Genomic DNA, 14,034 nt, shown 5'->3' on the forward strand with positions numbered 1-14,034 from the left:
ATATGTTGGGGACTTATCATGTGATAAGTCCCTTTTTTTGTAAAAGCATATTTACTCCACCACGATTTCTTTCATTTTCTCGTTTCCATAGTATGTCGGGAAATACATTAATTCAGCCTTCGCGGGGTTGACAGTATAAGTCCCGGTATAACGAGGTAAAAGTTCGATCTCAAAGGTATGCGCACCTTTCCCCAGTTTATTGCAAAAAATGACAACACGATCTTTGAAATGCTCCCGGTGTGCCTCGATTCTATAGTATCCATTGGTTTTGGTTTCATAAGAACATCCCGCCGGTATAGGAACTTCGATCTGCACATACTCAGCTTCACCAGTTAAAGTTACGCTTGCTTCAAGTTTTACAGGCTTTCCTTCCTTGAGCGCCGCTACCGTAGCACCATTGTCCTTAAATCGCGTTGCCACGGCAAGGCCCTTTTCTTTTTCTATGACAGGATCTGGATTCCAAAAATTTTGATAGGCTGTCACAAAAGCCGGCCCCGTCCCTTCTTTCCTCACTTTAATCTGTTCATCCGACTTAAAGCTTTGCGTATACGGAAATGTAGTGACGCGTTTGCCATTGATGACCATAACCGGTGCCTGGAAAGACTCACCCTCTTTCAGTAAATCAGGAAGAATACTTCGTATGATACGCGAAGATTCGTAGATATTATACCATTGGTTTTGCTGCCGCTGCGCGAAAAAGTAATTACGGATATTTTCTAAATCCGAATCATGACCGCCAATTGATTTTAAGACACCATAAGCCAACAGTGTATTCTCGGTATTGGTTTCCGTAGGTCGCATAAAAAATCCGCCTTTCTGATCTGTTGCAGCTCCAGAAGTCCAATATAACCCACCTAAGATAGCCTTTGAGGAGTATTTAAGAACGGTATCTGCAGCATGTGAATCCTTAAGACCCAGTTTTGAAATCAATAGATATTTCAACAGTTTATCCTTAATGGTTTTACTTTTCAGTTTTGTATCAATTTCGAAGAAATAATCTTTGTAATCGGTTTTAGGATCCAAGCGGAGCAGATATACCAGGGAGCCAAACAAATTCTCTTTGGCCCCGTGAAGCTTATCTTTATCCAATAGAAGATCCAGCGAAGCCAAGCTGCTTTTCAACATGGTCTTTTCACGTTCTGCATAGATCTCCGTATCGATCTCAACCTGGTATCCTGCTTCTCGGGCATCCAACAGTACCCCGATCACATAGTTGCTGATCCAGCTCTCGGTTTCACTCTTGTTCCACCAGCCCCAGCCCTGATTGGAATTTTTGTTTTTCTGTAACTCCTTCAAAAGATCCTTTATTTTCTTATCCTCTGTAAAGGGCTTTCCGATCAATTTTGCGAGCTCTTTTTTAGAAAGTAACGCGCTCAATTTGGAAGCCATCTGTTCATTGCATAGAAATTTGTAACGATCGATCGATTCGATTTCCCGTTGTAAAAATTCCAACGAATTTGCTTCGGCATGCAAGGTGATTTCGCCTAGCGCAGGAGAAGTTTTTAGCAAATACTCTGCGGTACTGTTGAGCACTTTAAAATCTCCTTCATGTTGTTCAAGCCCCTTTTCAAAAATCGGAATGCTACGTTTTTCACCATCAAAATATCCATTTGACAATCCGATCGAATAAGCAAGTTGGATGCTGTCCCCCTTATCGGCAATAACCGATATAGGATCCCGATAGGACTTCGCAATTTTCAACTTTGCCTCCTGCGTTGTTAGTCCATTATTGATGGTACGCAAGAGCTGTAAGCTGTCGCTAAGATAATTGACAACCCGTCCCATGGCTGTAAACTGATCACCTCTGATGGCAAATCGGGGACTCGACAAATGTGCCGAAACAGCTTTAAAAGATTTGACATTTAGCTCTTTCATGTCGGCGAAATTTTTATTTCCTTTAGCAATAAAGAATGTTCGCCAATTGGTAATATCATCCGGATAGGTCGCTTCAAAATTAGCTTTTCCCTGAGCATCGGTAGTTAGCTTTGGCTGCCAGAATGCATCATCGCGGAAGTTCACGCGCATCGTATTTCCAGATTCCAAATAGGGCATATCCACAGCACCTGTCGATGCCGCAGAAGCTCCAGCTTTCATCTGAACCATCACCACGCCGTTGGCGGCCCGAGCACCATACAATCCAAGCATAGATTGATCTTTAATCACATTCAATGACGCGATAGTCGATGGATCAAGACTTGAAATATCACCTTCAAAGGGGACTCCGTCTACTAAAATCAATGGTTTTTCATTGGGAGCCGGACTAGCAGCGCCACGAATACGAATCCCTGCTACAGCCCCCTGCAACATAGCCGTAGTCACCCCATCCATCCTAGCATTGATCGATTTCACTGCCGCAGTCAATGATTGCCTTTTTTGGACGCCATACCCCACAACAACAACTTCATCCAATTGATTTTCGCTTGGCTTTAACTCAACGAAATAATCTTTGCCACTGGAGACTTTGACTGTAGCTGTATTGTACCCTAAAGCAGCAATCTCAAGTAGCGTATTTTTGTCATCGGAGAGCTCAAGTTCCAAACTACCGTCAAAGCTTGCGAAATATCGTTTTTTGGTATCCGAAACACTCACCTTAGCCCCAATTAATGGCGTATCACCATCGTAAACCAAAATCCTTGCGACCTTATTATTCTTTCTTTTCGCTCTAAAATCTTCTCGGTCTATTTTTTTGAGCTGCGGATCAATCTCTTGCCCATGTCTTATAGAATCCCGCAATGGATTTTCCACGGTACGCACAATAATTTCATCGCGTACAAGTTTGTAAGCCAATCTCGCCGCTTGGGATGCATTGCTCCATTGAATAGAATCCAGTCTGAGATAATTCATCCCATTGGCCTTGAGTTTGATTGGTAAACTAAAAGAAGTTGAATCATCCTTTACAATATGCAAAGTAACATCGCCGACCGGAAGATCTCCAAAAGTTCGATGCCCACCGTAAAACAGTCGAAAATACATTCTCTCCTCTACATTCGTCGGTTCAATAAAGATCAATGCAGGTCGAATCCCTTTTTGTGCAGCATCATTGCCCAGAGTTAAATTCAATTTAAAAATAGCGTCTTTTTTTCCTTTTTTCACCGTAGCAAATTGTGCAGGTCCCGTGCTATTCTGCATGGTCTCTTGGAAAGTACGTTCTACATTTGCCTTGATATCCTCCAAGGTCCATACCCTCTCCTGAAAATCCAAATTTGGCTTAAAATCATACAGATCAATCCGCAAAGGATTGCCATCCCAGCTTTTTTGCTTTTGGTAATTTTTATAGATGCTATATTGATAGCCTCCCTCAATTTCAAAACGTCCAATTTTCGCTGTGTCAACCATAAGCGTACCTATTTTGGACACACCGTTATACATTTCTGTCCTTGGAAATGGTCCCACCATCAGGGGTACGGGAACCTGTGTCCGCAACCGGTTATCGTAAACAGTTTTTCTTACGGGATTGAGGTAGTAGAGATCTCCCGCTGTCTGGATATATGCAGGCATCACAATCAATGCATTATTATTGGGTAATTGCCAGGCTCCAAAATTGTTGGTTACTGTAATCAACTGGCGCTTCAATTCAGTCAATTCGTTAGTGTAGAGCTTACCACGTTCTTCTTTAGGTAATCGGTAAACCAAAATCTGGCCTTTGCTGAATGCTTTTTCGGGGTAGGTAAAACCAATTGTATCCTGCGAGGCATTAAAGGAAACAATGACCTTTTTCCCTTTTTCAAGATAAAAGCCATTTACACGAATGTCGCGATCCTTGGTCCTAAATCTAAAATCATGCTGCCCCGGAGAAACTTCAAAAATAGTATTGTTATTTTGTTGGTCTTGTTTAGCATAAGTCAGTACACCGTCTATCCAAACTAAATGTATCCCCTGCACTACACCATTTACAACGACATAAGGGGAAATCTGGCTCTTGACAGCATCTAGAGGAAGAGACTCCTGATAATAATCTTTGGGATATAAAAACCGATAAAAAGCCATCGTATCCAACTGCATGTCTTTAGACCATTTTGCCCAATTTTGAAGAGCTCCCTGATGAACCTTCTCATCATCATCCAAACTAAAATTAAGATTTTGTGAGACTCTTGCCCTTCGCATCAGACCACCCATAGTAATATTTGGAGTGGTTGCTGACCTAAATTTTGAGGTAAAACCATAGGCCGTAATATCAACATCCTTCAACGGTTTACCATTCTTATCCGTAACCGAAAGTTCTACATCAGCCTTCTGCCCCGGATAAACTGTCGTCGCCGTGTTGACTGCCAAATTTAAATTTTTCTCCACATAGGGTAATTCTTCCTGGATAACTTTTGATTTTCCTCCGAAAAGATAGGTGATTTCCATGCTATACCCGTCTTTTCCCCGAGCTAAAAATGTACTATTTAATTTGGTATTATAACCCGAAGCAATCGTACGACCAGCACGATAGACACGATACCAAAATGGAATCATAGCGGGATTATTGACATGCAATATCACCGAATCCGTAGTTCGATAAAACCGATAATTCAGTTGTGCCTGCTCTTGATCCTCCAGATAAACGTTTTTACTGAATCCATTCGACTTGACAACAATTTCTTCGGCCTGCCAAGGTATAGAAACCAAATTAGGTAAACTCAAATTTTCAGTCTTCAGCACTTCACGATGTTCACCTAATATCATTAGCTGAGCAGTTGCTGACATCGCAACACCTTTTTCGAAATACTTCAGCTCTGCATGCCCGTCTTTTACAGCAATACGAATTTCTTTTTCGCTGTTGAGTATATTGAGGTCGAGACTTCGTTCAATTCTTTCATTATCCGAACTTAGATAGGTGCCAATAACCCGAAATGTAAGACCTATGTCAGCCGGAAAGATTGAATCAGGTAATACAATTTCCTTTTCCGCGACATCTGCGAGCGAAACGCTCGTTTGCCATAATGTATCTGGAATAAAATTGACCTTATTGGACTTTATATCAAGCGTATAAAGTGGACTTGTCACAACACGCACATCTACTTTCCCATCATATATGGGCATTTCATTTTCATTTAAAGCTTTTAGTTTCAGTCGCACACTGTCTCCTTTAGCATATTTCGTCTTTTCGGACGTCATATTAAAGCTTAGGCTTTTTAACTCATAGTCTTCATATCGGAAAGACTGATGCTGCAAGACGTCTTTGGCTTTTGTAGATTCTAAAGAAATCCCATAATCTTTATCAAGGATAAGGCCAATCCCCTTCAAATCAAATGCAAAGTTGTACATTCCTGGACGATAGGGAGCAAGTCGGGCCAAAACGGTATCTTTGGCATATCCATACCCACCTGTCAGACGTACGGCAATAGAATCACGGTAAGGTTTCCATTTTTCTTCCTCAAGATAAGCTTTAAATTTAACCTGCTCATTTGGCTTATACATTGGCTTGTTAAAAACCATAAAGCTTTCTGTCCGTTCAGTTTCTTGTTTATGAAAGAACCTCTTAATCTTAAACTTTGTTCTAAGCCAGCTATTTTTGATTCCTCTCCATAATGGAACCTTTTCTTTGTAAGGCCAACTCCGTTCTACACTCAGGTAATGATAGACACCCTTATGTTCAATAGTGACGATATCGTCACTATTTGCATTGGCAGCTTTATAATAATGAAACTTCTTATCGAATGACATGCGACGTCCCTTCACTTTTACTTGCGCATCTTTTATAATCGTTCCCAGAGAATCGTATAGACAAATCGCAAAAATTTCTGCCGGAATAATCTTGACATATAGGTTATCACTAATCAACTCCTGATAAATGAGATCAGCTCCACTGGCGCGGACCTGAACATAATTACCAGGGGGCAAAGTCGGCTGCGGACTTCCGGCCTTATACTTAAGAAAAAAATCGCTGAGCATAGCTTCATCGAATTTCTTTTCTCCCAAGTGAATTTTTCTTAAAACTTCTGGGCTCAGTTTATAAATATAATAGTCAACAGATCCACGCGGGCTATTGAATAAGTTCGATTGCCCACAAAGGACCACAGAATACAGAACAGCTAAAAAGCAGACAACAATTGATTTCCATTTCATGTTTAAGATACTGGCTAAATTCTTTTAAAAATAGATAAATTTACCTAAAGCCAAGTACTAGATTCTTTCATCCGGCACTTCAACTTTCGTGCAGGGATGCGAAGAATATCGAAATTCCATAAATGGAGAAAAAAAAATTACAATTTCAACCTACCTTTGATTGAATCTATAACTTCAGTGTCCGAGGGAAAGTCACCTGCTCCCGAACCGGAGGATCGATTGACCAAAGGCGGCTCCTCACCATATAGGGTATCGCGGGCGATGACTACCTTCTTGTCGAGATCTACATAGCTAATAATATAATTGCGCTGATAAGCTTTATCTTTTTGACCGATCTTATTGACGTACTCTCCTTTTTCCTGCATGTCCATCGCTATCATAACAATGCCTTTGACAGCATCACCGGGATAATTATCTACTGTTCCCAATGCCTCGTTCCATTTTTCCTTATAAGTTATTCCCAAATCACCGGGACCGCCATTTTCAAGAATTAGACAGCTCTTCCCCCAGTCTACTGCGGACAATTGTACTGGATATTTATAAATAGCGGTATGATCGCCAAAACCAGCTAAAATTCGGGAAGATAATTGTTCTGTTTTTTCCTGATCCGCCTCCATATTTCCCAAAAGACGGTAAGCCCATATACCAATACCAATTACTGCAACCAATACCAGGCCTACAAAAGTGAATATTGCTTTCTTATTTCCCATAATTCTATTTTATTTAATTAATTACCAATCAAATATACTTAGTCTATATACTCTTTTTCACCCTTTTTACAATTCGCTTGACCTGCTTTATTATTTGCAGCGCTTGCTTAAATAAACGTTATAAAAAACAACTATTCGAGTCTTTGCAGTCCAAGTTTTCAACAACATGAGATAATAAGAACTGCCACTATTTTATTTTTATCATAAATAGATGATTCATCCAATTCATACTGACACATAGCTGTCACATAGTGATTATATCTTTGTTTAACCTTAGAAGGAAAAGAAATACTAAACGAGAAAACAATTCCAGATCAAAGGCTATTAGTAGGATAACTAATCGAATTTTAAATTATTACAGTAAAAAAACATGGAAACATTACCACAATTAAAAGAAGAATTAGCGAATGAGTATCAAATTACAAAAAACTTTATTGCACTTTTCCCTGAAGGCAAGAATGAATATGTCCCACATGAAAAAAGCATGAAAATGATGCGTCTGGCAACCCACTTAGTCGAAGTGTTCGAATGGCCTAGTACCATTTTAAAGACTTCAGAACTTGACTTTGCCAAAAGTGCTTATGTACCCACAAGTCTATTGACCCGGGATGATCTCTTAAAAAAATTGGACGAAGATTACGAAGCAGGAAAAAATGCTTTAGAAACAGCTAAGGAAGAAGACTTGATTCCAAGCTGGACCATCAAAAATGATGGCCATGAACTGGCAAGCTGGAGCAAATACGGTGCTATTCGTCACTCATTAAACCAGATTACACATCACAGGGCACAATTAGGTGTTTATTATAGACTCAATGATATTCCCCTTCCAGCAAGTTATGGCCCCTCTGCCGATTCACAGAATTTCTAAAAAGCTAGCTGCTGGAATGAAAAATACGACATCTATATGTCGTATTTTCATTCTACGCCGGACAATATGTATGTGCGACAACACCACCTGGAAAAACTTGCACATTCACGAGCTTTAGATCGAGAAATCTAGAAAGACCGTCGAATATAGGCAGCCCAGTACCCAATGCAATTGGATGTGTGATCAGATGATATTCGTCAATTAATCCGGTTTCAATTAAACTTCGCATAAATTCAGCTCCTCCATGAGCCAATAGTGGCTTCCCTGACTCCGCTTTTAATTCTTTAATTCCTTCAATGAGACCTGCATCAAAAACCCGGGCATTCATCCAAGAGGAATGCGCAGGAAGCTTAGCATTGTGAGCAAAATCTTCTGTTTTGGGATGATAGCCCTTTTTTGTAAAGACCGCTTTAGGGATTTCATTCATTGCTGCCGCAAAAGGATTTGTTGAAGCAGGCCAATAGGAAGCCATTACTTCAAAGGTCTTTCGACCCATTAGATGAACGCCGGCAGATTCACAAATATTTAAAACCCATGCGCTAGAATGATCATCGCCACTTTTAAACATCCAATCAAGTTCACCGTGGATACCCGCAACAAATCCATCGATGGAAACAGACATTTTCATTATTAATTTCCGCATAACAAAAAGTTTAATATTTAATAAAACAAATCCAATTCAAAACTGGGTTACTGTCTATCAAAAATAAACCATTTCAATCGACGTACAGCGGGGACAAACCGTCAATATACAAGGGCATTTACGACAGTTCTTTTCTCTGTCCTTTACCTTCCTCAAGGGTAAGCATAAAATTCAAATAGTGCTTTTTCTTCGCGAAATGCTGATCATCCAATAACTTTTTATAGGCCGATAGCGCATTAAAAAGAATTTGAAGATTATCCTCGTTATAATGATCTACATTAAAATATATTAAATCCCTGTTGATATACGTGTCCAATGAAGTAAGCAACGTATCGTCCAATTCATCCTTACTACCGGGAAGCGCCATAAGCGTTGCCAGTTTCTTTTTTAATTCTCCTTCCCTACGTTTGACGTCTTGCAACCTTGCCTCAATATCAGCGAAGGGCAAAGTCTGAAATATAAACCGGGTATTCTCCGTCATGTGAGCATAAAGTTCTTGTGCCTCCTCATAATTCTTGTCGAAAAAAGCAAAATCATAATATCTTCGTTCAAACTCTTCACACATCCCTTGCGTATCAGCCAAGTGTGCAAAATAAGAATGGATCTGCTGGTTGTAGTCGCTAATTTTATGCTCCGTATCTACAATAGTGTCTTCAATTTTCTTTAGTAATTCGATGGCATCTGCAGCTCGATATTTTATACCGTCATAGTCAAAGGACTTTAATTTTAATTCGCCTTTACTGATTGCTTCAACGACATATTTATCATTTTTCAGACTATTAAGTTCATACAGTGTATCAACTCTACTATCGGCAAATAACTCATCAAAAGTCGGCTTTGACTGTCCCTGAAAAATTGGAGTTTCACCTTTTCGCACAGGATGATTGTAGTCATAGAAATCATTGAATCTTTGATCAACAGCATACTTGTTCATTCGACTTTCAAAATCATCACTGAAAGACGTTATTTCTAACAGTGATGGAGGCTGTTGATACTGTACCTGCGCAAACAACTTATCCGAAATTTGGTTTGCTACGGCAGCACGATTAGCTAGTAATTCAATAGCAGGTGCGTTGTTGGCTTCTTGCTTGACAATATTAAGTTTCTGTAATGCTTTTACCCGATCTTCATCCGATGGATGAGACGACCACTGATCTTCAAGATTTAACTTCGATTTATCATATTTTTTTAAAGTCGCCAATTCGATCTGGGGAAAGCCATTTCGCACTTGATATCTATTGCGTTCCGCAAACAAGAGCATGACACAACGATGCTCTGGATAAATATTACGACTACGGATATTTTCAGAAAATTTATTATCATAGAAAGTAAGTACATTATTTAGTGCATGGTTTGCAAACCCCAAACGTAAGAGCGAGTCAGCCAAAGCCTGGGAACCAGCAACATGTGCCGCAATTTCATCCGCATGAAATTCCATCTCTCTTGATAACGCCAAATAATTGAGATTTACATATTCATAAAGATGCTTCAAAATATGCTGAATCTGTTGAATAATAAACATCGATATACCAATAAAAATAGCAGAGTACCCACTGATGTTACCCCATTTACCAAACATATTATCCAGCGATTCATTCTTATACAGCATATTGTAGATAATCTGATTAACATGATAAACATAGCTACCCACTTTCATGCTTTTTTGTGAGAAGTGGCCAAACTCGTGTGCAAGAATAGCCTTTAGTTCCTGTTGAGTAACTGCATTCACCATCCCCACACCAATCTGAAGATTTTTCTTAATGGGTAAAAACATGCTCCAAAAACTAGAGTCATAGAATACAGATGCATTGACATCATGTGATAGAAAAATTTTCTTTGGAAAGCTTGTGTCAACTTCCTTTACCACCTCATGAATAAGTGCGAATAACTGTGGTTCGTCGCTCTCATATATCTGTGTAAGATGCCCCGTATCAACTTTTGTTGACGCAAAAACAAATTTTAATAAAAAGAATAGTATAGTCAGACCTGTAGCGAGTAAGCCCAAACATAATACTGCGGTTAAAAACATGGGCTTGGCAGTGAATATCAATAGTCCCAATAAAGTAAAACCAACAGTAATACCTATTGCCAAGAGTAGCAGAATAACATAAGTAACCGCAAAAACAACAATAGATAAAATTGTTTTACGCGCGTGTTTTCTAAAGTTTGTAGATACTTGTACGTTCATAAACCGTTAATAAAGCAAGGATAATTGACTATATAAATCTAAAAAATAAAATCCATTTGCTTATAAGTTTACAAAAAATCAGAAACAAAAAAACACACCCAATTTACACATCAGAGTACATTATCATTAGCCCCTTAAAGGGGATATTATCATTAATAACCTTTTTCCAAAGAAACTTCATTCAGTAAAACCTCCCCCCGAATCATTCGTTTATAATTGTCTACTACCTGTAAAACCGACGAACTGATATTGGTTCGACTTGCGACATGCGGTGTTATAAAAATAGAAGAACAGGACCAAAATGGATGATCTTTTGGCAGCGGTTCCAGGTGAAAGACATCGAGGTAAGCTTGGGCAATCTGCCCCTTATCAATAGCCGCCAGCAGCTCATTTTCAACGAGATGATCACCTCTACCAACGTTTATGAGGACAATTCCATTCGTACACAATTTAAAAAGGTTATGATCTAGAATTCCTCTTGTAGCATCGGTCAGGGGTAAAATATTGACAACAAAACCACTATTTTCCACAACCGCCTTAAGTCCTTCCTGTCCCGAGAAAGAAACTACCCCTGGAAGCGCTTTAGGGGAATTGGACCATCCTTTTACTAGAAACCCCAACTGAACCAGCCTCTCGGCAACATAGCCTCCAATCTCACCTAAGCCTAAAATTGTTACACTGGTTTCACCAATGGATTTATATACTAATGGTTGCCAAAGCTGTTGTTCCTTTGCTGTAGCATACATCGAAAAGTTCTTCATTGCATGCATCAAACAGGTCAAAATATGCTCAAACATATCGCTTTTCAGCATTGGATCTATTATCCTACAGATATGGAGCGTTGAAGGAATCTTATTTGGGAATAAATGATCTATCCCCGCTCCTCCCGACTGAATAACTTTTAAATTAGGAAAATGAGTATAGTAATTAGCATCAGGCTTCCAACAAAGTGCAAATTCTACCGCATCATAATTTTCTATTTCGGGATATATCTCCACCTTAACATCAGGTAAATGTTTAGTGATCTCGACCTTCCATTCTTCTGCCCTAGCAGTATTCAGTAGCAAAGCTATGCTCATAATCTCTTTTTTATACGAAAATAACATTTTAGAATAGACCAGCATTTGATTTCTTCACAGAAATCACCGATCCCCATAGATCCGCAGCAATAGATGATTATTAAAATGACTTAATTTGAATTTATTTTAATCGTAAATTGGCGGAAGACAACCATAATCAAACATTAGATGGCACTTAAACATCGACTTATCCTAATCGGTCTCATCCTGTTAAAATTCATCATTCAATATCAGTTGATTAGTCCGATCTACGAATTACAACGTGACGAATTTCTACATCTCGATCAAGCGAATCACTTGGCCTGGGGCTACCTCTCGGTTCCCCCTCTGACCTCCTGGACCTCCTATCTGATCAAAATAACCGGAAATTCCGAATTCTGGATCAAATTTTTCCCCGCATTGTACGGAGCCTTAACAATTCTAATTGTCTGGAAAACTATAGAAGCGTTGAAAGGAAACCTCTTTGCACTTGTATTTGGCAGTTGCTGCATCATGTTTTCCGTTCTCTTCCGTCTGAATGGCTTATATCAGCCAAATTCTTTAGATGTATTGTGCTGGACTTCCATATACTACCTCATTATACGATATTTGAACAGCCAACAATCGAAATGGCTAATTTATATTGCTGTTGTATTTGCTATCGGTTTTTTGAATAAATATAACGTCGTATTTCTTATTCTAGGTTTAGTTCCAGCTCTTGCACTCGTGCCCGAACGGAAAGTGTTTACGGAACGAAAATTATATGGTAGTTTACTCATCGCTATACTTATCATCTTACCGAATTTAATATGGCAGTATCAAAATAATTTTCCAGTATTCTCTCATTTTAAAGAGCTTCAGGCCACGCAACTCGTCCACGTCAATCGGTGGAGCTTTGTCCGTTCTCAGTTTTTGTTTTTCTTCGGGACTTTCCCTGTTATAATTTTCGGTTTATATGCCTTGTTGAAATATCCCGCATTTAAACCTTATCGCCTATTCTTCTGGTCATTTTTTAGTACCATTGGTATTTTCTTATTGCTAAGAGCCAAGGATTATTATGCTATTGGCATTTATCCAATCTATTTTGCTTTCGGTGCAATCTATATTTCCTCACTGCTGAAAAACAATACTGGTAAAATTCTAAAGCCTATCTTGATCACTTTAACAGTCATCCTGTTTCTTCCCATCTACGACATTGCTTTTCCCAACCGCAATCCAGCGTACTTTGTAGACCATCCGGAAAAATACAGGAAATATGGCATGTTAACCTGGGAAGACGGTGAAGAACACCCTCTTCCACAAGACTTCGCGGATATGCTAGGTTGGAAGGAGCTTGCCCGCAAAGTGGACAGTGTTTATCGTCAGATTCCTGACCGTCAAAATACACTCGTTCTTTGCGACAATTATGGACAGGCAGGTGCTATAAATTACTATTCCAAACTTGGAATTAGAGCTGTTTCATTCAATGCCGATTATATCAATTGGTTTGATCTGAGTAAAAAATACCGCAATTTGATCCGTGTCAAGAACCGTTGGGAGCGTGAAACTGAACTAAAAACAACCAGTCCCTTATTTACGCAGTCAATGGTAGCAGACTCCATCACAAATAGCTACGCCCGGGAACATGGAACAATGATCTTCTCTTTTATCAACGCTAAAATTAATATAAATGAACGGGTTTCAAATGAAGTAGAATCAGAAAAAAAGGAAAAGAATCTTCCTTTATAAATTGGCAACTTTTAAGCCTTTAAGGTTAACTGAGCGCTTTTTTTATATAAAATATTTATTATCTTTAATATACTTAGCCAAAGCTTCCCACCTAGTCATGCTCGCCGTAATACCGCCAGCACCGTAGCGACTACTGGGGCTTAATACCATATTAATAAGATATTTATGCGATTTTTGAATTTTTTGAAGGGACAGGGTAATCTGAAGCAAATTGATGTTAGCGAAGACGATGATTTTGTGGATTTACAATTGACAGTAACAAAATATTGGAAGGACGACGACGAACATCATATCGTTCAGGCAAAGGGGCTTTGGGGTAGAGAGACAGTAGGCCTAGCAATAGCCTTTCGACCCGATATGAAATTGGGAATTGTAGACACTGAGGTTGATAAAAAAAGATTTTACCGTGAAGGAGTTAACTTCTATTCGATAGGTAAAATAAGCGACAATTTTACCAGGGCCCTACATAGCCTATTTCAAATAGATGGTACGCTAGGTAATATGCAAGATAGCGTCGGTTCCACCGCATTTATTGTCAGCGGACGACCAGAGCATTTTGATGAAGATTATATTAAAGCTAAAGTTTTCTTCGACGGTGCAAATGAAAAGAACCTTTACGCGGAATGGTATGTCAATGTGGATTTAAAAAACAAGATCCTGGAACTCCGCGAAAAAGACCCCGAATATAGAAAAAATATACTCACTATCTTGACAAATGTTTAAATTTGACCGTGCTTTCCAATCAACTAACCAGCGTTGAAACACAGGAAGCTTTTTGACAACAATGA

8 protein-coding genes are annotated in these 14,034 nt (G+C 39.2%); 3 read left to right on the forward strand and 5 right to left on the reverse strand.

Annotation, left to right across the window (positions count from 1 at the left end; translation table 11 throughout):
* Positions 1-51: 51 nt before the first annotated feature.
* Together M2419_RS05315 and M2419_RS05320 are read right to left on the reverse strand one after the other, a co-directional pair.
* Positions 52-6,051: an alpha-2-macroglobulin family protein gene (locus M2419_RS05315; RefSeq protein WP_259254440.1), complete on the reverse strand. Its 6,000-nt coding sequence runs from the start codon at positions 6,049-6,051 to the stop codon at positions 52-54.
* A gap of 137 nt (positions 6,052-6,188) precedes the next feature.
* Positions 6,189-6,761, reverse strand: a complete 573-nt coding sequence (locus M2419_RS05320; RefSeq protein WP_259254441.1) for a hypothetical protein — start codon at positions 6,759-6,761, stop codon at positions 6,189-6,191.
* 370 nt (positions 6,762-7,131) lie between these two features.
* Here M2419_RS05320 and M2419_RS05325 point away from each other — a divergent pair, with 370 nt between their 5' ends.
* Positions 7,132-7,629, forward strand: a complete 498-nt coding sequence (locus tag M2419_RS05325; protein WP_075993798.1) for a DinB family protein — start codon at positions 7,132-7,134, stop codon at positions 7,627-7,629.
* A gap of 52 nt (positions 7,630-7,681) precedes the next feature.
* Here the strand turns inward: M2419_RS05325 and M2419_RS05330 are convergent, their stop codons facing one another.
* The 3 genes from M2419_RS05330 to M2419_RS05340 all read right to left on the reverse strand — a co-directional run bounded on the left by M2419_RS05330 (position 7,682) and on the right by M2419_RS05340 (position 11,539).
* The gene (locus M2419_RS05330; RefSeq protein WP_088162534.1) at positions 7,682-8,272 is read right to left on the reverse strand and encodes a dihydrofolate reductase family protein; all 591 of its coding nucleotides are present in this window, start codon (positions 8,270-8,272) and stop codon (positions 7,682-7,684) included.
* A 118-nt stretch (positions 8,273-8,390) separates the two neighbouring features.
* Positions 8,391-10,460 (reverse strand): M48 family metallopeptidase, encoded by a 2,070-nt coding sequence (locus M2419_RS05335; protein WP_182330907.1) that lies wholly within the window; start codon positions 10,458-10,460, stop codon positions 8,391-8,393.
* A 152-nt stretch (positions 10,461-10,612) separates the two neighbouring features.
* Entirely contained in the window at positions 10,613-11,539 is a 927-nt protein-coding gene (locus M2419_RS05340) for a glyoxylate/hydroxypyruvate reductase A (protein ID WP_182330906.1), read from the reverse strand.
* 168 nt (positions 11,540-11,707) lie between these two features.
* Here M2419_RS05340 and M2419_RS05345 point away from each other — a divergent pair, with 168 nt between their 5' ends.
* Together M2419_RS05345 and M2419_RS05350 are read left to right on the forward strand one after the other, a co-directional pair.
* Positions 11,708-13,246, forward strand: coding sequence for a glycosyltransferase family 39 protein (locus M2419_RS05345; RefSeq protein ID WP_182330905.1), 1,539 nt, complete (start codon positions 11,708-11,710; stop codon positions 13,244-13,246).
* A 165-nt stretch (positions 13,247-13,411) separates the two neighbouring features.
* Positions 13,412-13,969 (forward strand): hypothetical protein, encoded by a 558-nt coding sequence (locus M2419_RS05350; RefSeq protein WP_259254442.1) that lies wholly within the window; start codon positions 13,412-13,414, stop codon positions 13,967-13,969.
* Positions 13,970-14,034 lie beyond the last annotated feature (65 nt).

The sequence above is a fragment of the Sphingobacterium sp. BIGb0116 genome (assembly GCF_024808035.1).
Classification (GTDB): Bacteria; Bacteroidota; Bacteroidia; order Sphingobacteriales; family Sphingobacteriaceae; genus Sphingobacterium; species Sphingobacterium paramultivorum.

Coding starts and splice junctions, on each gene's coding strand:
- M2419_RS05325 (WP_075993798.1), top strand. CDS start 7,132: ATGGAAACATTACCACAATTAAAAGAAGAATTAGCGAATGAGTATCAA.
- M2419_RS05345 (WP_182330905.1), top strand. CDS start 11,708: ATGGCACTTAAACATCGACTTATCCTAATCGGTCTCATCCTGTTAAAA.
- M2419_RS05335 (WP_182330907.1), bottom strand. CDS start 10,460: ATGAACGTACAAGTATCTACAAACTTTAGAAAACACGCGCGTAAAACA.
- M2419_RS05330 (WP_088162534.1), bottom strand. CDS start 8,272: ATGCGGAAATTAATAATGAAAATGTCTGTTTCCATCGATGGATTTGTT.
- M2419_RS05350 (WP_259254442.1), top strand. CDS start 13,412: ATGCGATTTTTGAATTTTTTGAAGGGACAGGGTAATCTGAAGCAAATT.
- M2419_RS05315 (WP_259254440.1), bottom strand. CDS start 6,051: ATGAAATGGAAATCAATTGTTGTCTGCTTTTTAGCTGTTCTGTATTCT.
- M2419_RS05340 (WP_182330906.1), bottom strand. CDS start 11,539: ATGAGCATAGCTTTGCTACTGAATACTGCTAGGGCAGAAGAATGGAAG.
- M2419_RS05320 (WP_259254441.1), bottom strand. CDS start 6,761: ATGGGAAATAAGAAAGCAATATTCACTTTTGTAGGCCTGGTATTGGTT.